General features: G+C 63.8%; 18 protein-coding genes. 11 read left to right on the forward strand and 7 right to left on the reverse strand.

Annotated features, from left to right (window positions below):
* The first annotated feature begins 160 nt into the window (after positions 1 to 160).
* From ACWHY3_RS05060 to ACWHY3_RS05070, 3 genes are all read left to right on the forward strand, one after another.
* Complete coding sequence (locus ACWHY3_RS05060; protein WP_448127725.1) at positions 161 to 1,270, forward strand: S-(hydroxymethyl)glutathione dehydrogenase/class III alcohol dehydrogenase; 1,110 nt, start codon at positions 161 to 163, stop codon at positions 1,268 to 1,270.
* A 105-nt stretch (positions 1,271 to 1,375) separates the two neighbouring features.
* The gene (gene fghA / locus ACWHY3_RS05065; RefSeq protein WP_448127726.1) at positions 1,376 to 2,233 is read left to right on the forward strand and encodes an S-formylglutathione hydrolase; all 858 of its coding nucleotides are present in this window, start codon (positions 1,376 to 1,378) and stop codon (positions 2,231 to 2,233) included.
* Positions 2,234 to 2,458: 225 nt separating this feature from the next.
* Positions 2,459 to 3,400, forward strand: coding sequence for an ABC transporter substrate-binding protein (locus tag ACWHY3_RS05070; RefSeq protein WP_448127727.1), 942 nt, complete (start codon positions 2,459 to 2,461; stop codon positions 3,398 to 3,400).
* Between the two features lie 18 nt (positions 3,401 to 3,418).
* Here the strand turns inward: ACWHY3_RS05070 and ACWHY3_RS05075 are convergent, their stop codons facing one another.
* Positions 3,419 to 4,243, reverse strand: a complete 825-nt coding sequence (locus ACWHY3_RS05075; RefSeq protein WP_448127728.1) for an alpha/beta hydrolase fold domain-containing protein — start codon at positions 4,241 to 4,243, stop codon at positions 3,419 to 3,421.
* Positions 4,244 to 4,383: 140 nt separating this feature from the next.
* Between ACWHY3_RS05075 and mtgA the strand changes: the two genes are divergently transcribed.
* The gene (mtgA, locus tag ACWHY3_RS05080; RefSeq protein ID WP_448127729.1) at positions 4,384 to 5,091 is read left to right on the forward strand and encodes a monofunctional biosynthetic peptidoglycan transglycosylase; all 708 of its coding nucleotides are present in this window, start codon (positions 4,384 to 4,386) and stop codon (positions 5,089 to 5,091) included.
* A gap of 10 nt (positions 5,092 to 5,101) precedes the next feature.
* Here mtgA and ACWHY3_RS05085 read toward each other — a convergent pair whose 3' ends face one another.
* Positions 5,102 to 5,800 (reverse strand): GntR family transcriptional regulator, encoded by a 699-nt coding sequence (locus ACWHY3_RS05085; RefSeq protein WP_303856264.1) that lies wholly within the window; start codon positions 5,798 to 5,800, stop codon positions 5,102 to 5,104.
* A gap of 219 nt (positions 5,801 to 6,019) precedes the next feature.
* On the opposite strand from ACWHY3_RS05085, the gene ACWHY3_RS05090 reads away from it, so the two are divergent.
* The 4 genes from ACWHY3_RS05090 to ACWHY3_RS05105 all read left to right on the forward strand — a co-directional run bounded on the left by ACWHY3_RS05090 (position 6,020) and on the right by ACWHY3_RS05105 (position 13,198).
* On the forward strand, positions 6,020 to 7,291 hold the full coding sequence (locus ACWHY3_RS05090) for a pyridoxal-phosphate-dependent aminotransferase family protein (protein WP_303856472.1): 1,272 nt from the start codon (positions 6,020 to 6,022) through the stop codon (positions 7,289 to 7,291).
* 93 nt (positions 7,292 to 7,384) lie between these two features.
* Complete coding sequence (locus ACWHY3_RS05095; RefSeq protein ID WP_448127730.1) at positions 7,385 to 10,363, forward strand: FAD-binding and (Fe-S)-binding domain-containing protein; 2,979 nt, start codon at positions 7,385 to 7,387, stop codon at positions 10,361 to 10,363.
* A 265-nt stretch (positions 10,364 to 10,628) separates the two neighbouring features.
* A complete protein-coding gene (locus ACWHY3_RS05100) occupies positions 10,629 to 12,188 on the forward strand; it encodes a sodium:solute symporter family transporter (RefSeq protein ID WP_448127731.1) in 1,560 nt (519 codons plus the stop codon).
* Between the two features lie 77 nt (positions 12,189 to 12,265).
* Positions 12,266 to 13,198 carry a Gfo/Idh/MocA family protein gene (locus ACWHY3_RS05105; protein WP_332778610.1) on the forward strand — a complete coding sequence of 311 codons (933 nt, stop codon included), beginning with the start codon at positions 12,266 to 12,268 and terminating at the stop codon, positions 13,196 to 13,198.
* A 210-nt stretch (positions 13,199 to 13,408) separates the two neighbouring features.
* Here the strand turns inward: ACWHY3_RS05105 and ACWHY3_RS05110 are convergent, their stop codons facing one another.
* From ACWHY3_RS05110 to ACWHY3_RS05125, 4 genes are all read right to left on the reverse strand, one after another.
* Positions 13,409 to 14,710 (reverse strand): TRAP transporter large permease, encoded by a 1,302-nt coding sequence (locus ACWHY3_RS05110; protein ID WP_448127732.1) that lies wholly within the window; start codon positions 14,708 to 14,710, stop codon positions 13,409 to 13,411.
* Positions 14,711 to 14,767: 57 nt separating this feature from the next.
* Positions 14,768 to 15,349 (reverse strand): TRAP transporter small permease, encoded by a 582-nt coding sequence (locus tag ACWHY3_RS05115; RefSeq protein ID WP_303854869.1) that lies wholly within the window; start codon positions 15,347 to 15,349, stop codon positions 14,768 to 14,770.
* A gap of 84 nt (positions 15,350 to 15,433) precedes the next feature.
* Positions 15,434 to 16,432, reverse strand: a complete 999-nt coding sequence (locus ACWHY3_RS05120; protein WP_448127733.1) for a TRAP transporter substrate-binding protein — start codon at positions 16,430 to 16,432, stop codon at positions 15,434 to 15,436.
* A gap of 112 nt (positions 16,433 to 16,544) precedes the next feature.
* Positions 16,545 to 17,489, reverse strand: a complete 945-nt coding sequence (locus ACWHY3_RS05125) for a LysR family transcriptional regulator (RefSeq protein ID WP_448127734.1) — start codon at positions 17,487 to 17,489, stop codon at positions 16,545 to 16,547.
* Between the two features lie 291 nt (positions 17,490 to 17,780).
* On the opposite strand from ACWHY3_RS05125, the gene ACWHY3_RS05130 reads away from it, so the two are divergent.
* Genes ACWHY3_RS05130 through ACWHY3_RS05140 form a run of 3 tightly spaced genes read left to right on the forward strand, consistent with a single transcriptional unit; the run spans position 17,781 to position 20,250 of the window.
* Entirely contained in the window at positions 17,781 to 18,533 is a 753-nt protein-coding gene (locus tag ACWHY3_RS05130; RefSeq protein WP_303854837.1) for a 5-oxoprolinase subunit PxpA, read from the forward strand.
* On the forward strand, positions 18,530 to 19,243 hold the full coding sequence (pxpB, locus tag ACWHY3_RS05135; RefSeq protein ID WP_332778606.1) for a 5-oxoprolinase subunit PxpB: 714 nt from the start codon (positions 18,530 to 18,532) through the stop codon (positions 19,241 to 19,243). Before ACWHY3_RS05130 ends, pxpB begins: the two co-directional genes overlap by 4 nt.
* Positions 19,243 to 20,250 carry a 5-oxoprolinase subunit C family protein gene (locus ACWHY3_RS05140; RefSeq protein ID WP_448127735.1) on the forward strand — a complete coding sequence of 336 codons (1,008 nt, stop codon included), beginning with the start codon at positions 19,243 to 19,245 and terminating at the stop codon, positions 20,248 to 20,250. Before pxpB ends, ACWHY3_RS05140 begins: the two co-directional genes overlap by 1 nt.
* Positions 20,251 to 20,283: 33 nt before the next feature.
* Here ACWHY3_RS05140 and ACWHY3_RS05145 read toward each other — a convergent pair whose 3' ends face one another.
* On the reverse strand, positions 20,284 to 20,757 hold the full coding sequence (locus tag ACWHY3_RS05145; RefSeq protein ID WP_332778604.1) for a DUF4174 domain-containing protein: 474 nt from the start codon (positions 20,755 to 20,757) through the stop codon (positions 20,284 to 20,286).
* Positions 20,758 to 20,957 lie beyond the last annotated feature (200 nt).

The following is a 20,957-nucleotide window of genomic DNA, read 5'->3' on the forward strand; positions in this document are numbered from 1 at the left end:
AGACCGATTGTTGTCACATGGCAATAATCATGTGCCGAATGCCAGGTTTATTGCCTGGCGGCGAACGCCTAGACTGACTCAAAACCCGTCGCCATGTCATCAGCCGAACGACATGCGACCCCTCGAATCCAAGCATTCAAGCGCAAAGGGAGATAGCCCGATGAAATCGCGTGCCGCAGTCGCCTGGGAAGCAGGCAAGCCGCTCTCGCTGGAAGAGATAGACGTGCAGGGCCCCAAGGCGGGCGAAGTCATGGTGCGCATCGTTGCCACCAGCGTCTGTCATACCGATGCCTACACGCTCTCCGGCAAGGACCCCGAGGGTCTGTTTCCGTCGGTGCTGGGCCATGAAGGCGCCGGTATCGTCGAAGAGGTGGGCGAGGGCGTCACCGGCTTGAAACCCGGCGACCATGTCATCCCGCTCTACACCGCCGAGTGCGGCAAGTGCAAGTTCTGTCTCTCCGGCAAGACCAACCTGTGCGGTGCCGTCCGCGCGACCCAAGGCAAGGGCCTGATGCCGGATGGCACCACGCGCTTCTCCAAGGATGGCACCTCGCTGCACCACTACATGGGCACCTCGACCTTCTCCGAGTACACCGTGCTGCCGGAAGTCTCGCTGGCCAAGGTGTCGAAGGAAGCCCCGCTGGACAAGATCTGTCTGCTGGGCTGCGGTGTCACCACCGGTATCGGCGCCGTTCTCAACACCGCCAAGGTCGAGCCGGGCGCGACCGTCGCCGTGTTCGGGCTGGGCGCCATCGGCCTGGCGGTGATCCAGGGCGCGCAGATGGCCAAGGCCTCGCGCATCATCGCGATCGACGTGAACCCGGACAAGTTCGAGCTGGCGCGCCAGTTCGGCGCGACCGAATTCGTCAATCCCAAGGATTACAGCGATCCGATCCAGCAGGTGATCGTCGATCTCACCGGCGGTGGCGTCGACTATTCGTTCGAGTGCATCGGCAATGTCAACGTGATGCGTTCGGCACTGGAGTGCTGCCACAAGGGCTGGGGCGAATCGATCATCATCGGTGTTGCCGGCGCCGGTGAAGAAATCTCCACGCGCCCGTTCCAGCTGGTGACCGGCCGCGTCTGGAAAGGCTCTGCCTTCGGTGGCGTCAAGGGCCGTACCGAGCTGCCGGGTTACGTCCAGCGCTACATGGACGGCGAGATCAAGATCGACGAGTTCGTGACCCACGACATGCCGTTCGATCAGATCAACGAAGCCTTCGATCTGCTGCATGCGGGCAAGAGCATCCGTACCGTTCTGCATTTTTGAGCCACGAGCCACGAGCCACGAGCGAAAATCAAAAGCGCAAAGCGCCGGTTTCCGGACACCGTCGGGTGTCTGGCGCCGGCTGCGGGTACACGAAAGGAGAGCATCATGTCGATGAGCGAACAGCTGGAGCTCGTCTCGGCCACCAAGAGCTTCGATGGCTGGGTCAAGCGCTACAAGCATTACTCCCGGGCGCTGGATTGCGACATGATTTTCGCAATCTATCTGCCGCCGCAGGCCGAAGAGGGCCGGGTGCCGCTAATGTGGTGGCTGTCGGGCCTCACCTGCAACGACGAGAACTTCATGCAGAAGGCGGGCGCGCAGAAGATGGCTGCCGAACTCGGTATCGCGATCGTGTGTCCGGATACCAGCCCGCGCGGCCTGGACCTGCCCGGCGAGCACGACAGCTACGATTTCGGCTCCGGCGCCGGCTTCTATCTCAACGCGAAGCGGGAACCGTGGTCGAAGCACTACCGGATGTACGATTACGTCACCGAAGAGCTGCCCTCGGTGGTGCGGCTGCACTTCCCGGTCAATGGCCGCGAATCGATCAGCGGGCATTCGATGGGCGGACACGGTGCGCTGGTGCTGGCGCTGCGCCAGCCGGGGCGCTATGCCGCGGTCTCGGCATTCGCGCCGATCGTCAATCCGAGCCAGGTGCCGTGGGGCCAGAAGGCGTTCGAGAACTATCTGGGCGACGATGTCGGCCTGCGCACGCAGTACGATACCTGCGAGCTCGTTGCCAAGGGGTCGTCGCGTCAGCCGCTGTTCATCGATCAGGGCGAGGCGGATAACTTCCTCGCGGAGCAGCTCAAGCCCGAGCGGCTGGAGGCGGTCTGCGAGGAGCATGACCATCCGCTGACGCTGCGCCGGCATCCCGGCTATGACCACAGTTATTTCTTCATCGCCAGCTTCATCGACGACCACCTGAGTTATCACGCCGAGCGGCTTTACGCCAAGCGGTGACGGGGCGTCAATCTCAACATCGATCGAACCCTGGCCCGCCTGGCCGATGCGCAGGCGGGCTTTTTTCTCTTTGCGCTTCGAGCGCGGTGGATGCGATGACAGCGCTTACCGGCTACCGATGACGATTGGTGCGTATTTTGCGTCGCTTCCGGTCAATTCATTGTCTCCTGAATCGGCAGAGTAGTAGAGGAGTTCCATTCGATAACAACTTCAAGGAGACGCTTCATGGGTCATTCGAACGTGAAACGCCGGGTCGTGGCTGCCGCACTGCCGCTGACGCTGCTGGCAGCCGGATCGGCGCAGGCCGATCTCGATACCGTACGCTTTGGCGTGCCGCCGTGGCCGGGGGTGACGGTGAAGTCCGAAGTCGCCTCGCAGATCCTCGAGGCGATGGGTTACCAGACCCAGCAGAGCGAGCTGGCCGTCGGCGTCATTCTTAACGGTCTGGCCAACGATGACCTGGATGTCTACCTGGGCGGCTGGTATCCGATCGAGGAGGAGATGATCGAGCCGCTGGTGGCCGACGACAAGGTCGACAAGGTAGCCAAGAACATCAGCAACGCCAATTCCGGGCTGGTGGTGCCGGAGTACGTTCACGAGGCGGGTGTGAACAGCGTCGCCGATCTCGACCGCTATAAGGATCGCTTCAACGGCGAGATTCAGGGGATCGAAGCGGGCACCGGCATCAACGATGCGATCCTGGCCGCGATCGATGAAGACGCGGCCGGACTGGGCGACTGGCAACTGCGGGAAAGTTCGACCTCGGCAATGCTGGCCTATGCCGATCAGAAGATCAGCGACAAGCAGTGGGTCACGTTCGTCGGCTGGGAACCCCACTGGATGAACGTCAGCTACGATCTCTATTATCTCGAGGATTCCGATGACAGCGGCGTGGCCCAGATTTTGAGCACGGTCTGGACCGTGGTGCCGTCCAGCCTCGAAACGGAAGATGCCAACCTCTATCGCTTCCTTTCTCAGTATCAGGTCGACATCGATGACCAGAACGACTGGGTCTACGAGTACAGCTACGAAGAGCGGTCTGCCGACGACGTGGCCAGCGAGTGGATTCGCGATCACTACGATACCGTTGCCCAGTGGCTGGATGGCGTCACTACCAAGGATGGCAGCCCCGCGATCGACGCCGTCAAGGCGCAGTTGGGTAGCTGACCGCCGTCAGCGCTCTCTCTACGATTCGCCGTCGAGGCGCCGTTCGACCGCCTGGCAGAAGTTCTGCCAGGCGGTTTGCATGGCCGCCAGCTCCGCGTGGCCATGCAGTGCCGAATGCACCATCCCGGGCGCGCAACGATAGCCGACCGAAGCGCCGGCCTGGCGCCAGGACCCGATCGCCTGCTCCAGCGGTCGCGTCAGCGGGTCGCGCTCCACGGCCAGCGCCTCGATGCTTGCGGATGGAGGTACGGCGGCGTCGATATCGGGCACGGCAGGCGCCGCCATCTGCCATAGCGACAGGATGTCCGCTTGCGACAGCAGCGGCCCGTCTTCCCCCAGCGTCTCGGCGGTGGGCGTTCCCACGACCGGGTAGATCAAGCCGAGCAACCCTTTCCATTCGCTGGTGTGGGCGACATCGATCGCCAACCTGCCGCCGGCGCTGTCGCCGATCACCGCCACCGGGCCAAAGGCCTCGACGACCGCGCGACAGTCGGCCAGCGCTTCGGCATAGCTCGCTTCCGGCAGTAGCCGATAGTCGACGCTGATCACTTCCCGCCGCAGGCGTTCGGCCAGGTTCGCGGTAATGCCGTGATGGCTGTCGACCGAGCCCAGGCTCCAGCCGCCGCCGTGCAGGTAGACGACATTGCCTTCGGCGCAGCCGGCAGGGCGGAAGCGACGCACGTCCACCCCGCTCATGCATTCATCGAAGACCTGCATGCCGGCCGGATCGGCCATGCGCCGCCGCGCATGCAGCGCCTCATACGCCCGGCGTTGCGCCGGCAGCGACGAACCGGTGCCATCGTCGGCAGGCGTGAACTCGCGGATGAAGTCTTCGATGGTCATGTCGCTTCCTCCGTTATGGTGTGCGAGCGTGTTTGTCTATGACCGTAGTCTTGCGCTTAGTAGTCTTGTGCTTACCGGACCCATGCCGGCAAGCCCTTGTTATACTAGGCTCCTACTCTTTCGACCAAGAGCTCTCGCTCATGCCCTCAGGTTGGCCGCGCACGTTCCTCCGCTATTCATTGATCGCCATCGCGGCTTTCGTGGGGCTGTCGGTATTGTTCGTGCTGGTTTTCCGCTTCGTGCCGGTGTTCGGCTCCATGGTGATGGCGGAGCGCAAGGTAAGCTCCTGGTTCCAGGGCGAGAACCTGACCATCGAACAGCAGTGGGAGCCGTGGTCCCGGCTTTCCGACAACGCCAAGGTGGCGGTGATGGCGGGGGAGGATCAGCGCTTCCCGGACCACTGGGGCTTCGACATGGCGCAGATCAAGCGCTCGATCACCCAATGGTCGGACGGCGGCGATCTGCGGGGCGCCAGCACGCTGACCCAGCAGACCGCCCGCAATCTCTTCCTGTGGACGGGTCGCAGCTGGATCCGCAAGGGGCTCGAGGCGTGGTTCACGCTGCTGCTCGAAGCGCTGTGGCCCAAGCAGCGCATTCTGGAGGTCTATCTCAACATCGCCGAATGGGATACCGGCGTGTTCGGGCTGGAGGCAGCGGCGCAGCACTATTTCGGCACCTCCGCGGCCAACCTCAGCGTCTCCCAGGCCAGCCACCTCGCCGCGATTCTGCCCAACCCGCGCGGCTGGAGCGCTTCCCAGCCTTCCGCTTACGTTCAGCAGCGTGCCGCCTGGATCCAGCGCCAGATGCGCAACCTCGGCGGTACCGCCTTTCTACGACGGCTGGAGTGATTCCGTCGTTCTATTCCGCGTCTTTCCAGTCCGCCAGCACGGCGTCTCGCTTTTCCAGCAGGTGACGCTCCATCAGCGCTCCCAGCCTCGCTCCGTCGCGGGCCTCCAGCGCGCTCAACATGTCGCGATGTTCCTCCACCGCCTTGCGCCACTTGGCTTCCGTCCGGTTGGACGAGAGCCGCAGGGGATGCAGGCGGCGGTTGAGCGAGAGATAGGTCTGACGCAGGGCATCGTTGCGCGCCGCGCGATTGATCAGGTCGTGAATGCGCTGGTTGGCGTGGTAGTAAGCCGGTAGGTCCTGGCGCTGCCAGTGGCCCAGCATCGCCTCGTGGGCCGCCCGAATTTCGGCCAGCTCTTCCTCGGTGACACGGAGACACGCCAGTTCCCCGGAAAAGCGCTCCAGCGCGCTCATCAGCTCGAAGGTGTCGCGAATTTCCTGACGCGTCATGCGGGTCACGAAAGTGCCGTAGTTAGGGGATATCGTCACTAGCTTTTCGGCGGCGAGCACGCGCAGCGCCTCCCGCAAGGGCGTGCGCGAGACCGCCAGCCGATCCGCCAGTTCACGTTCGTTGATGCGCTCGCCGGGCTCGAGGCCACCTTCGGTAATCAGGTCGTGGAGACGCTCCACGATCTTGTCGTGCAGGGCGGCGCGCTGGATACGCAGCGGCCGTGCCGTGGTATCGAGTATGGTGTCATCGGTCGTTTGCATGCATTGAACCCAGTTAGGTCTTTCCTTCTTTCTATCGCAAGCGTTCGGCGCTGGCTACTGCTCCATTGCGTCGCATCGGTGGGGAGCGATGCAATACCGTGTCGCGACGGCTTGCGACTTATGTCGAGGTTTGTCGGCAAGCGATTATTCGGCATATTGCGTAATGAATGCAAAAAACCATGTGGGGCGGCTTTCCGCTTCACTCCTGGAGATGCCGCCATGCTCAAGCTCGATCAACATCCTTCTGGCCGCCATTTTCTGCAGATCCCAGGGCCTTCCCCCGTACCGGATCGCATCCTGCGGGCGATGAGTCTGCCCACCATCGATCACCGAGGCCCGGAATTCGGCGAGTTGGGGCTTGAGGTACTGGGCAAGATCAAGAAGATCTTCAAGACCGAACATCCGGTCATCATCTACCCGGCCTCGGGGACGGGCGCATGGGAGGCGGCGCTTTCCAATACCTTGAGTCCCGGCGACTCGGTATTGATGTTCGAGACCGGGCACTTCGCCACACTGTGGAAGCAGATGGCGCTGCGCCTCGGGCTCGAGCCGGAATTTCTCGCGCTACCGGCATCGCAGAGCTGGCGATACGGCGTGCAGCCGCAGCTCATCGAGGAGCGATTGCGCGAGGATCGCGAGCATCGGATCAAGGCGGTGTGCGTCGTGCATAACGAGACATCCACCGGCGTCACCAGCGACATCACCGCCGTCCGCCGGGCCATCGATGCCGCCGGGCATCCGGCGCTACTGGTGGTCGATACCATTTCGGGGCTGGCCAGTGCCGATTATCGCCACGACGAGTGGGGTGTCGACGTCACCGTTTCCGGCTCGCAGAAAGGGTTGATGCTGCCGCCCGGGATCAGTTTCAACGCGCTGTCGCCCAAGGCGATCGAGGCGAGCCAGCGCTCGACGATGCCCAAGAGCTTCTGGGCCTGGGACGAGATTCTCACCGGCAACGCCAACGGTTACTGGCCCTACACGCCCAACACCAACCTGCTCTACGGCCTCAACGAAGCGTTGGACATGCTGCTGGAAGAGGGGCTGGAGCAGGTTTTCGCCCGCCACGAACGCTGGGCCGAAGGCGTCCGGCGCGCGGTCAACGCCTGGGGGCTGGAGATCCAGTGCCAGGAGCCGGCGCTCTATTCGCCGGTATTGACGGGGGTGGTCACGCCGGAAGGGATCGATGCCGACGAGGTGCGCCGCACCATCTACGAGCGTTTCGACCTGTCGCTGGGAACGGGGCTCGGCAAGGCCAAGGGGCGGATGTTCCGGATCGGTCATCTCGGCGACTGCAACGATCTGACGCTGATCGCCACCCTCGGCGGTTGCGAAGCGGGGCTCAAGCTCTGCGAGGTCGAACTGTTCGGCAGCGGCGTACAGGCCGCGCTGGACTTCTTCGCCGACAATCCGGCCCCCGGCACGCCCGCGGCCCGCAAGCCGGCGACTGGTGAATCGACGGCCCAGCCACAGGCTGGTGCCGTTCGCGCCTGAGAGGAGATCGCCATGAGCGTGATGCCGAAAAGCCCTGTTGGAAGGCAAAAGGAGGCGCTGCAACGGAAAACGATACAGCCCAGAGCCGCCGCCATGAGCGAATTCGAGAGTCGGCTGCGTCGTGAACTGAAAGGCGAAGTGGCGTTCGATGCCGGGTCCAGAGGACGCTATGCCACCGACGCTTCGATCTATCAGATCATGCCGCTGGGCGTCGTCGTGCCGAAAGATCAGGAGGATCTGGCGCTGGCACTGGATATCGCGCGGGATGTCGGCGCCCCGGTGCTGCCGCGTGGTGGCGGCACCAGCCAGTGCGGGCAGACGGTCAACGAGGCACTGGTGGTCGACACCAGCCGCTGGCTGATCGGCATCGAGGAACTCGACGTCGAGGCGCGCACCGTCACGGTCGAGCCCGGCGTGGTGCTCGATCATCTCAACGCCTGGCTCAAGCCCCATGGACTCTGGTTCCCGGTGGACGTTTCCACCTCGGCGCAGTGCACGCTCGGCGGCATGGCCGGCAATAACTCCTGCGGCTCGCGCTCGATCCGCTACGGCAACATGGTTCACAACGTGCTGGGGCTCGAGGCGACGCTGGCGGATGGTCGCGAGGCGGTTTTCGGCCGCTTCGACGAGATCGCGCCCGGCTCGGCGCTGGCGGGGCTTGCCGGTTCGGTATCGGCCATTATCCAGCGCGAGGCTGCGGCGATCCGTGAGCACTATCCCCAGGTGCTGCGCCGGGTCGGCGGCTACAACCTGGATCTGTTCGACTGCCGCAACCCGATTCCCTACGATGCCGCGGGCCGGGCCAACTTCGCCCACCTGCTGATCGGCTCGGAAGGGACGCTGGCCTTCACCCGCAAACTCAAGCTGAAACTGTCGCCGTTGCCGGTGCACAAGATGCTCGGGGTGGTCAATTTCCCGACCTTCTACCAGGCGATGGACATGACCCAGCATATCGTCGAGCTGGGACCCGCCGCGGTAGAGCTGGTCGACCGTACCATGATCGAACTGGCGCTGGAGAACCCGGCATTCCGACCGACGGTGGAAAAGTCGCTGATCGGACGCCCGGATGCGCTGCTGCTGGTGGAGTTCGCCGGCGAGGATCGCGACTCCCAACTGCGCCAGTTGGAAGCGCTCAAGACCCTGATGGGCGACCTGGGCCTGCCGGACAGCGTCGTCGGGCTGGAAACCGGCGCCGAACAGTCGGCACTGTGGAACGTGCGCAAGGCCGGTCTCAACATCATGATGAGCATGAAAGGCGACGGCAAACCGGTGTCGTTCATCGAGGATTGCGCCGTGCCGCTGGAGCATCTGGCGGAATATACCGAGCAGCTGACCGACGTCTTCCATCGCCACGGCACCGAGGGCACCTGGTACGCGCATGCCAGCGTCGGCACGCTCCACGTGCGGCCGATTCTCGACATGCGCCGCGGCGGGGCCGCCAAGATGCGCGCCATCGCCGAGGAAGCGTCGGAACTGGTCCGCCGCTACAAAGGGGCCTACTCGGGAGAACACGGCGACGGCATCTGTCGCGGCGAGTGGGTGGCATGGCAGTTCGGTGCCGGGCTCAACGCCGCCTTCGGCGAGATCAAGCGGCTGTTCGATCCGAACAATCGCTTCAACCCCAACAAGATCGTCGATACGCCGAAGATGGACGATGCCCGGCTGTTCCGCTTTCCCGCCGATCATCAGATCATTCCGGTGTCGACCGAACTGGACTGGTCGGCCTGGAACGTGACCCGCGACCCGCTGAGTGGCGAGCTGGGTGAACCCGGCAGTGGCGGCGATCCGGCGCACGGTCTCGCCAAGGCCGTGGAGATGTGCAACAACAACGGCTACTGCCGCAAGTTCGACGCCGGCACCATGTGCCCGAGCTATCGGATCAGTCGCGACGAGCGCCACCTGACACGGGGCCGCGCCAATACCCTGCGACTGGTGCTGTCGGGAAAGATCGGCGATCGCGGCCTTGCCAGCGACGAAGTCGCCGACACGCTGGACCTGTGCGTCTCCTGCAAGGGCTGCAAGCGCGACTGCCCGACCGGCGTCGACATGGCCAAGTTCAAGATCGAGGCGCGTGCCGCACGGATCGAGGCGCGGGGACTGGGCTGGCGCGAGAAGCTGGTATCCGAGCTGCCGCGCTATGCACCCTGGATGCGTCATGTCGGCGGTGTAGCCTCTCGGCTGGAGCGCGTGACATGGCTCGGCGGGCGCGCCAAGCGCTGGTTGGGATTTGCCGAAGCGCGCTCGTTACCGGTCTTCGGCGGGGACTACCTGCGATCAGCGCGACGCGTGATGACGGACTCGTCTCGTGCCGGCCAATCTCCCGTCGGCGAGGTGGTGCTGTTCGTCGATACCTTCAATAACTATTTCGAGGCCGATAACGCCAGTGCGGCGCGGCGGGTGCTGGAAGCCGCCGGCTATCGGGTGCATTTCAACGTTCGCGAAGGGGAGCGGCCGCTCTGCTGCGGCAGGACCTACCTGGCCGCCGGGCGTGTCGACCGCGCCCGGCAGGAAGCGCGTCGCACGCTGGATGCGCTGATGCCGTTCGTGGCACGGGGCGTGAAGATCGTCGGGCTGGAGCCCTCTTGCCTGCTCACGCTGCGTGACGAATTCCTTCATTACGGTTTTGGCGAGGAAGCCACTCGGCTGGCGGAGGCCGCCATGCTGTTCGAGGAGTTCCTGGTGACAGAGAAGCTGGCCGGACGGCTGGCGCTGGATCTGGCTCCGCTCGCCGTGTCGCGGGCCAAGGTTCACGGTCACTGCCATCAGAAAGCCTTCGATGCCTTCACGCCGGTGATGACCGTTCTGAACTGGATTCCCGAGCTTGAGGTGGAGGCGATCGTTTCCTCCTGCTGCGGCATGGCGGGCAGTTTCGGCTACGAAGCGGAGCATATCGAAGCCTCGCGGCAGATGGCGGAGCTTTCGTTACTGCCGGCAGTTCGCGAGGCCGGGGAGGACGCCTGGATCGTGGCCGACGGCACCAGTTGCCGACACCAGATCCTCGATGGCGCCGGACGAGAAGCGCTGCACGTGGCAAGAGTGCTGGAGGCGTCTTTACCCAGTAATCCGCATTAGACATTGGTCGTGTTTTTCGTATGACTTACAGGGCAAGTCATCCCCGGTGATCTGGCTATGCCAAGGCGCTCGTCGACCATGCGGCGGGCGCCTTTTGCATTCTCGAGTCATGCAACCCGCTGTCCGGAAATGGAATTTCGACCGTGTGCTGACTAACCTTTACATCGTGAACGCCTGAACGGGCGTCATCGCGACGGATGGCCATTGGTGCCATCGCGCCGCCATCGCTCGCCAAAACAACCACAGATCAAAAGCGAACGCGCTCATGGAAGATCTTCAATTCTGGGATTTTGCGGTCATCGCGGCCTATTTTCTGATCGTCACCTTCATCGGTTACAAGACCGCCCGAGGGAAGACCACCCCGGAAGAGCTGTTCCTGGCCGGGCGGACCCTGGGCCCGATGGCGATCGGCTTTTCACTGTTTGCCTCCAATATCTCCTCGGATACGCTGATCGGCTTGCCCGGCGCGGCCTATCAGCACGGCATCTCGGCGGCCAACTACGAATGGATGGCAGGCGTGGTGCTGATGTTCACGGCGATCTTCGTGCTGCCGGTGCTGATGCGGGCCAGAGTCACCACCATGCCGGAGCTGATGGAGCGGCGCTTCGACTCGCGGCTGCGCAAGTACCTTTCGGTCATCACGCTGTTTTTGTCGATCATCCTCGATACCGCCGGGACTCTCTACGCTGGCGGGTTGATCGTCACCACCTTCATTCCCGGCACCAACCTCTGGGAAGTCTGTGCGCTGCTGGCGCTGTTCACCAGCATCTATACGGCCTTCGGCGGGCTGCGTGCCGTGGTCTACACCGACGTCATGCAGGCGTGCGTGCTGATCGGCGGTTCGGCGGCGATGACCTGGATAATCTTCGGCCACTTCGACTACAGCTGGGCGAACGTCAAGGAGGCGGTGAGCCCGGAGAAACTGTCGCTGATCCGCCCGCTTGACGATCCCAGCGTGCCGTGGCTGGGGCTGCTCACCGGGGTGCCGATCGTCGGCTTCTACTACTGGTCCATGAACCAGTACGTCGTTCAGCGTCTGCTAGGCGCGCGGGACATCCAGGCGGCAGGGCGCGCTTCGGTGTTCGCAGCGGCCTTGAAGCTGCTGCCGATCTTCATCATGACCATTCCCGGCGCCATGGTGGTGCCGCTGCTGCCGGGTCTGGAACATCCCGATCAGGTCTATCCGAAGATGGTTCAGGAGTTCACTCCCACCGGCCTGACAGGTCTGATCCTGGCGGGGCTGATCGCGGCGCTGATGTCGACGCTCTCCTCGACGCTCAACTCCTCGGCGACGTTGCTGACGCTCGATTTCATCAAGCCGGCCAGGCCGAATCTGACCGATGCCCAACTGGCCAAGTGGGGGCGTGTCTGCACCTTCATCCTTGCCGCCGTCGCCGCGCTCTGGGGGCCGATGATCCAGTACTTTTCCGGTCTCTGGGCCTATCTGCAGCAGGTGTTCGCCTTCGTCGCCTCGCCGCTGGTGGCGACCTTCCTGATGGGGCTGTGGGTCAAGCCGCTGGGCTCGTCGGCGGCGTTGCGCGGTCTGGCCAGCGGGCACGCGCTGAGCGCGGTGCTGTTCGTGCTGGTGGAAACCGGCGTGCTGCCGATCCACTTCACCATCATCGGCGGTATCCTGTTCGCGGCGACGGCGCTGTTCACCTGGTTCTGGATGACGCGTCTGGGTCGCCATGATCGTCCCGCCGAGAAGGATGCGCGGATCGCTGTCATCGCCAAGGAGGGATTGGAGCGGGTTCCCCGCGATGTCATGATCGGCATCGCCATCGTCTCGGTGCTCACCGCTGTCATCGTCTATCTGCTGCGTTGAGCGAGCACCGCTGAGGCTGTTTTTCACTTCAGGGCTGTCTGTCATTGCCAGGCAGCTTCTGACTCCAAGGATTCGTCATGCTGGACACTCTTCGTCTCGCGATCGTGGGCTACGGCAAGATCGCCCGCGATCAGCATCATCCGGCCATCGATAACGATGCCGGCTATCAGTTGACCGCTGTTGCCAGCCGCAACGCCTCCGTTGCCGACGTGGCGAATTTCGAAAGTCTCGAGGCGCTGCTCGACCAGGGCCCGGAGATCGACGCGGTTTCGCTCTGCACGCCTGCCGGTGTACGTACCGCCCAGGCGCGCCTGGCGATGGCCCACGGCAAGCATGTGATGCTGGAGAAGCCGCCCGCCGCGACGCTGGCTGAAATCGAGATACTGCGCGAGGACGCGGAGCGCCATGGCGTGACGCTGTTCGCGTCTTGGCACTCCCGCCATGCCCACGGCGTGGCGGGAGCGAAGCGCTGGCTGTCAGAGCGTCGGATTCACCGTGTCGATATCGAGTGGAAGGAAGACGTGCGCGTCTGGCACCCGGGGCAGGCGTGGATCTGGCAGCCAGGCGGCATGGGCGTGTTCGATCCTGGCATCAACGCGCTGTCGATCGCCACCGCGATCCTGCCGCGCCCGTTTCACCTGGTCGACGCCCAGCTGCAGGTGCCCGGCAACTGCCAGACGCCGATTGCCGCCTCGCTGGATTTCGTCGACGGCGAAAACGTGCCGATCCACGCCGAGTTCGATTTTCGCCAGCAGGGCACCCCGCCGACCTGGGAGATCCACGTCGATACCGACGCCGGTCGATTGACGCTGGAAGCGGGCGGCAGACGATTGCTGATCGATGGAGAACTGCTGGAAGAAGGCCCGGATGCGGAGTACGCCGGGCTCTATGAACGCTTTGCCGCGCTGATTGCGGAGGGCCGCTCGGACGTCGATATCAGCCCGTTCCGGCACGTCGCCGATGCGCTGATGCTGGGGTATCGACACACCGTCGAGGATTTCGTTGAGTAGAGGAGAGCCTCGAGCGAGCGCCGGTTTCGGGGCGCTGTAGAAAGCAGCTACGGGCTACGAAAAATGCCAGCGGCTGACGTCGCTGGCATTTTTCTTCGCTACAAGCACATGCTGATTTTCGCGGCTCGCGGCTCGCGGCTCGCGGCTCGCGGCTCGCGGCTCGCGGCTCGCGGCTCGCGGCTCGCGGCTCGCGGCTCGCGGCTCGCGGTGTCAGCGATTCATTGCCTGCGGCAGGTACAACACGATCTCCGGGAATGCCCGCATCAGCACGATGGCGAACAGCATCAGCAGGAAGAACGGCAGCGTCGCCTTGGCGATGGTGAAGATGTTCTTGCCGGTGAGCCCTTGGATCACGAACAGGTTGAAGCCGACCGGTGGCGTGATCTGGGAGATCTCGACCACGATCACCAGGTAGATGCCGAACCAGATCGGATCGATGCCGGCGGCGCTGACCAGCGGCATGATGATCGAGGTCACCAGCAGAATCAGCGAGATCCCGTCGAGGAAGCAGCCCAGCACCAGCAGGAACAGAGTCAACATGACCAGCAGCACGTTGGGCGACAGTCCCATCGCGGCAATGGTGCTGGCAAGGTGGGTCGGCAGTTGGGTGAAGCTCATGGCCGACGACAGGAACGAGGCGCCGGCGATGATGAACGCGATCATGCACGACGTCCGCAGCCCGGCGAACATCGACTCCAGAAAGATCGACTTGTCGAAATGGCCGTTCCAGCGCGCGATCAGCATCGATAGCACCACGCCCACGGCGGCGGCTTCGGTGGGAGAGGCGACGCCGCCATAGATACTGCCGAGAATGCCGCCAATCAGCACCAGCAGCGGGATCAGGCGCCAGCTGTTTCTGACCTTGTCGAGAAAGGGCATCGGGGCTTCCGCATGACCCGCGCCGCCATGCTTGCCGGCGGTCAGCGACCAGATCACCAGATAGATCATGAACAGCGCCAGCAGCAGGAGGCCGGGGCCGATACCCGCCATGAACAGGCGCGAAATCGACTGCTCGGTGACCACGCCGTAGACGATCATCATGATCGAGGGCGGGATCAACAGACCCAGCGTGGAGGCACTGGCCAGCGTGCCGATCGCCTGCGTCTCGCTGTAGCCGCGGCGTTCGAGTTCCGGCAGCGTCATCTTGCCGACGGTGGCGCAGGTGGCCGCGGAGGAGCCGCAGACGGCGGCGAACAGGCCGCTGCCGATGATATTGGAGTGCAACAGCCGCCCGGGAAGGCGGTTGAGCCAGGGAGACAGGGCACGGAACATGTTGTCGGCAAGCCCGGAGCGGAACAGGATCTCGCCCATCCACACGAACATCGGCAGGGCGGTCAGATCCCAGCCGTAGCTGGCACCCCAGAAGTCGGAGGCGAGAATGGGGCCGACCTCGAAGCTCGAGAAGCCGGTCAGCGCGATCCAGCCGGTGCCGAGCAGGGCGAAGGCGATCCACACGCCGCCGCCGAGCAGAATCGCCAGAGTGAAAAGCGTTGCAAGACTGAGCGTGAGCACGAGTCGGTACCTCGGTTCAAGTTGTCTCGTTAAAGACGTTGTTAGCGAGCGGCGGGGTCATTCACCACCGAAGTTGTCACTGTCGCCAAAGCCGTCGTTGTCGCCGGGGGCCACATAGCGCGAGGGCGCCGTCACCGCTTGTCGAAGTGTGGTCAGCAGGGCTTCCAGCAGTGCCAGGCAGAGCAGGGCCAGGCCGATCACCAGGACGGTCTGGGGTATCCATAGCGGGATCGCCATCAGCCCTGAGGAGACGTCACCGTAATCGAGGCTCTCCTGAACCAGGCCGATCACCTCCCAACCGAGTAGCGCGCCGAGCGCCAGCGCGATCGTCAGGCATGCCACTTCGCACCAGGCTCTGGCTGCCGCCGGCAGCCGGTCGATGACCAGCGTGACGCGAATGTGGGCGTAATGGGTGAAGGTGTAGGCAAGACTCAGGAAGGTGGCGCCGACCAGAAGATAGGAGGCGATTTCCGATACACCGCTGATCTCGTAGCCGAGGCGGCTGGCGCCGACCAGTACCAGGAACGCGTCGAGACAGCGCAGCAGCACCTGAAACGTGACCATGCCGCAGATCGCCAGCATGCACGCTGCAGCGCCCCAGGCGCCCAGCCGGTAGAGCGGGTCGAGTTTGAACGTCATCACGGAAGCTCACGGGTTGCGAGTAGTCAGTAAGGCCCATCATCGATGGGCCTGATGAACCTGAAAAGGCGCAAAGAGCCGGCGTTACTGGCCCTGCTGGGCCTGGCGCTCGCGATAGCGCTCGACCAGTTGCTTGGCCTGGTCGCCGGCACGCGACTGCCAGTCCTCGAACAGCTGCTGGCCGGCAGCCTGCAACTGCTGCTTGAGCTCGGTATTGGGCTCACTCACGGTAACGCCGCGGGACTCGAGCGTCTCGGCGCTCTGCGCGCTGTCTTCCTTGCTCAACTGCCAGCCGCGCTGCTCTGCCTTGGCAGCGGCATCGAGAACGGCCTTCTGCGTGGCGTCATCGAGGCGGTCGAACGCGCGCTTGTTGACGAAGATGATGTTCTTCGGCAGCCACAGATTGGCATCGTTGTAGTGGGACACGTAATCCCACGCGGACATCGATTTGCCGGTCGAGACGGAAGTGATCATCGCATCGACACGGCCGGTGCTGAACGCGGTGGGAATGTCGGCTTCCTCGGTCTGGGTCGGGATGCCGCCCAGGTTCTCGACGAAACGCTGTGTATTGATGTTCGGCGCGCGAACTCGCAGGCCCTCGAACTGGGCGGCATCGGTCAGCTCGAAGTCGGTATAGATACCCTGTGCCGGCCACGGCACGGCGTACAGCGGCATCAATCCTTCCTTGGCGAAGAGCTCGGTGATGATCGGCTTGGAGGCCTGCCATAGGTCGTAGGCGTCGGCGTAGCTGCCGGCCAGGCCGGGAAGGGTGTCGACTTCGTAGATCGGCGACTCGTTGGAAAGCGTGGAGAGGAAGATCTCGCCTGCCTGGACGGTGCCGCGGCGCACGGAGGGCTTGATCTCGGCGTGGCTGATCAGCGATCCGCCGCTATGGACCGTGATGGTCAACTCGCCGTCGGTCGCTTTGGTGACGTCCTCGGCGAACTGCTTGGTGTTCTGGGTGTGGAAGCTGGCGTCTCCGTAAGGAGAGGCGAGATTCCACTGGGCGGCGAGAGCCGGCGTCGCAGTGGCCAGTGAACCGGCCATGGCAATCGTCAACAGAGAGAGAGTGGGTGTGCGCATCGACAGGCCTCGAGTTGTTATTGATAGAGGTTGGTATTCAAAAGGTGCAAGACATTGAACATCTGCATTCTTCAAGTTGGCCGGCGATGGCGTCAAATCGTTAATTCTTATTCTAACTATCAGGCCAGACTTTCACTTTGCCCTGGGGCTCGTCATCGGCATGGTCGCGAGCGTAGCGGGCGGCACAGTCCTGAGCGAGCTGGGTGACACCACGGCAGAAGCTCGGATAGCTGCTGGTGCGCCAGATCGCGTTGTAGACCATCGCGGGCAACGGCACGGGTAGCTCCAACCGCAAAAGTTCGCCGCGCTGGCAGGCATCCGACACGGTGGAGACGGGCAGCGAGCCGATGCCGACGCCATCGATGCTCATGCGGACGATGGTCATCAGCGTCGAGGCGCAGTGGATCTTCGGATTGTCGATACCCAGCTCGGCCAGGTAGGTCACGAGCTCGCTGTAAGGACGGGCCAGCTTGCTGAACGAGACGAACGGGAGGCGGGACATGGCGCGTGTGCCGCCATGGTGCAGGCGCTCGGCGTGCTGCGGCGCCACGAACAGCCCCATTTCGTAGGTGGTCAGCGGCAGTTGCGTCACCGGTAGCCCCGGCGAGACGCCATCCATGGCGAAGATCATGTCGAGGTCGTTGTCCGCCAGGCGCTGGTGCAGAAACGGCGAAATATCGACGGTCAGCTCGATGGTCAGCTGTGGATGCCGCTCGGCCAGCTGGGTCAGGAACGTGCTGAACCAGCTGTGGGCGATGGTCTCGATCACGCCTAGCCGCAGCGTGCCGGAGAAATCCTCCTGATTCTGGAACAGCTGCAGCGCCTCTTCGCGGCTGTTCAGCAGGCGTTCGGCGTGGACGTAGAACTCCCGGCCGCGCAGTGTCGGCTGTACCGGGCGCGCGCCGCGATCGAGCAACGACTCGCCGACCGCGGTTTCCAGACGAGTGATGCGATCGGAGATCGAAGGCTGGGTCAGATGCAGGCGCGCTGCTACCTTGCGAAACGAGCCTAGCCTGACGACCCAGACGAAGGCTTCGAGCTCCTTGAAATCGAACATGGCAGATTCTCTCGGTAGATTCGGGCCCTGTGCCTTCCCGTGCGGTGCATTCGAGGAGGGCTGATTTTTCGGCGCGACGGCGTCGACGTCAACTCTTCAGGGGGGCGCCGGCACGCGCCACACGGGCGGAATGAAAGATTGCGCCGATACTGCGCATCGCGAAAAACGATTGGACCCTTTCGCCAGCGGTTTCTTAAAGTGCGATGAGGCTGCCCGCCGGCAGCGTGCCTATATCGACGATACGCTCTGAATCGACGATACGCTCTGACAACAACGACACGAGGTGAAGCGATGCGCGTGCCCCTGCTCAACTGCGACATGGGTGAAAGTTTCGGCAACTGGGCACTGGGTCTCGACGACCAGGCGATGCCCTTCGTCGACTGCGCCAATATCGCCTGCGGTTTTCATGCCTCCGATCCCGATGTGATGCGCAGGACCGTGGCGATGGCGGTGGCCAATGACGTGAGGATCGGCGCGCATCCGGGCTATCCCGATCTGATGGGATTCGGCCGCCGTTCGATGGCCTGCTCGGCGCAGGAAGTCGAGAACCTGATGCTCTACCAGATCGGAGCGCTGGAAGCCTTCTGTCGCGCCGAAGGCACCCGGGTCAGTTACGTCAAGCCGCACGGCGCGCTCTACAACGACATGGCTGCGGACCTGGATCTGCTGCGTGCGGCGATGCAGGCCGTCGTCCGTTACGACCGCGAGCTGCCGCTGCTGGTGATGTCGACCGCCAATCCCGAGCCGGTGCGCGCACTCGCGGCGGAAATGGGCGTGACGCTGTGGTTCGAGACTTTCGCTGACCGTGCCTACGACGCCAACGGGCATCTGGTATCGCGACGCCTGCCGGGAGCCGTGCATCACGATCGTGGCGCCATCGTCGATCAGGCGGTGGCCCTGGCCAAAGGAGAGCCATTGATCGCCAGCGACGGCAGCGAGCTGCGTCTGGCCGCGGACACGCTCTGCGTTCATGGCGACAACGCCGAATCCGTTGCGGCGGTCAAGGCCATTCGCGAAGCCTTTCAGCAGTTGGAAGATGCATGAGCCAGTCGCTTTCCCCTCGGCTCGAAACGGTGGGCATGGATGCGCTGATCGTCAGGCTGTTCGATGCCATCGACGAGGCGCACATGCCGTGGATCCTGGCCGCCGACAATGCCTTGCGCGAACGTCTCGGCGAGGCGCTGATCGATCTGGTGCCGTCCTACACCACGCTGCTGGTTCATTACGACATCGAGCAGCTGTCCCAGCTCGAGGCCAGAAGGCTGATCCAGCAGGCCCTGCACGGCCTGAAGCCGGCCTCGACCGCAGCCGGGCGCGAGCACCGCATCCCGGTATGGTACGACGATAGCGTCGGTCCCGAGCTTGCCAGGATCGCCGAGCGTCTTGGTGTCGATAGCGACGAGATCGTGCGACGCCATACCAGCCGTGACTACTGCGCCTTCGCGCTGGGATTCTCTCCCGGCTATGCGTTCATGGGCATGATCGAGGAAGCGCTGGCCACGCCGCGGTTGAAGACGCCGCGCCAGAAAGTGGCCGCAGGCAGCGTGGGAATCGCCGAGCGCCAGACTGCCATCTACTCGATGCGTTCGCCGGGCGGGTGGAACATTCTCGGCCGTACCGCCGTCAAGCTGTTCGACCGCGATCGCGACGAGATCAGTCTCTTTCGGCCCGGCGATCGAGTGCGCTTCGAGCCGATCAGTCGCGAAGCCTTTATCGAACAGGGCGGCGATACCACGCCGCTGGAGGAGCGCTGATGGCGACGCAGACGACCACGCAAAGCGTTACGACAGCCGCTACGCGAAGCGGGACGCAAAAACCGACGCACCCCACGCCGGGGGCACTCGTCGTCGAACGTACGGGACCGCTGGCCCTGGTGCAGGATGCGGGACGCTTCGGTTGTCGCCATCTTGGCGTGACCCAGGGTGGCGCACTGGACTGGATTTCGCTGGGATGGGCCAACTGGCTGCTGGGCAATGCGCCGGACGCCGCCGGTATCGAGATCGCCATCGGTGGTCTCGTGCTCAAGGCGGAACGAACGCTGCGGCTGGCCATTGCCGGTGCCGATCTCGGCGCGACGCGGGACGGCGAGCCGCTGGCGGCCAACGGCAGCTTTACGCTCGAGCGGGGTCAGGTTCTCGCGTTCGATCAGCCGAGGGCCGGGCTACGCGCCTATCTGGCACTGCCTGGCGGGATCGAAGCGGCGCCCTTCATGGGCAGTCTGTCGACGGTCGCTCGGGAACAGCTGGGCGGTCTCGACGGCCGGGGCGGTGCGCTCCGGGTGGGGGACCGCCTAATGGCGGCTTCGCCGGCGCCGCAGGGAGACGAGCAGGCGCGGGAGCTGCCGTCCTCCCTACCGCCCATGCCGGCGGACGATACCGTGCTTGAGCTGGTCACCGGCGCGCAGATCGCCCACTTCGACGGCGCCAGCCTGTTTGCCGCCTTCAATCGGCCTTGGCAGGTGGATAGCCGCGCCGACCGCATGGGCGTGCGGCTGACCGGCCCGGTGCTGCGCTGCCAGTCGGGCGGGATGGTGTCGGAGGGCATTCCGCTTGGCGCCGTTCAGGTTCCGCCGGACGGGCAGCCGATCATTCTGTTGAACGATCGCCAGACCATCGGCGGCTACCCACGTCTCGGTGCGTTGTCGCCCATCGCCTGCGCGCGGCTTGGGCAGTGCGCCCCCGGCACGACGATCAGGCTTTCCCCGGTCACCCCGCATCAGGCGCGCACGCGCTATCTGCGCCAACTCGCGCTCTGGCGCTAGCGGCAAACGCTCATCCATGCGCCGGGTGGCCGATCACTTTTCGGCGGCCTGGCGCATCGGCATCCGGTCGATGGTGGCGTAGATCTCCTCCAGGTCGACGTCGCCTCGAAGCTGGACCTTCTTGCCGCCATCCTTGCCGACCAGAATCGTCGTCACGCCCTGATCGGGGCTGACACCCAGTGCCTCCAGCAGCGCTCGGGTTTCATAGGGCGTCATCGGCTGACCGTGGCGCGTGCCGCTGTCTCCTTCGACCGTATAAAGCAGCATGTCACGGTCGGCGAACGCTTCCCGTGTCTCTTCGAGCTGTTGCCGCAAGTGGCGGTAAGCCGGCTGCCCCGCGTCCGGTGTCACCACGACCAACGGTCGAAAGTTCCATTTGTCGGTGATCAGCGGGTTGGCTGGGTTCTTTCCGCCGTCCGGGCGGGCGGCGTCGTCCGCCGCGAACACGGCATTCGTCGCAAGAAAGGCGCCTGCCATCAGCGCACCGGCCATCAACCATCGTTTCATGAGCGTCTCCAGGCGTGTCGTTTACGCGTACTCTATAACCTGTGACCCGTGTAAGGCAGAGGGGTTCAAGGCAGCGGGCTGAGTCATCGCGTTGCATCGGAATCGTTATAGCGTTGAATCGTAATCCAGGTTCGCAAATATATTTCCTGTTTTAAAAATATATTTGCCGAGATCTGGGCGAAGGTATAACCTCACAAAAC

It is taken from the genome of Salinicola sp. NYA28a (genome assembly GCF_976982775.1).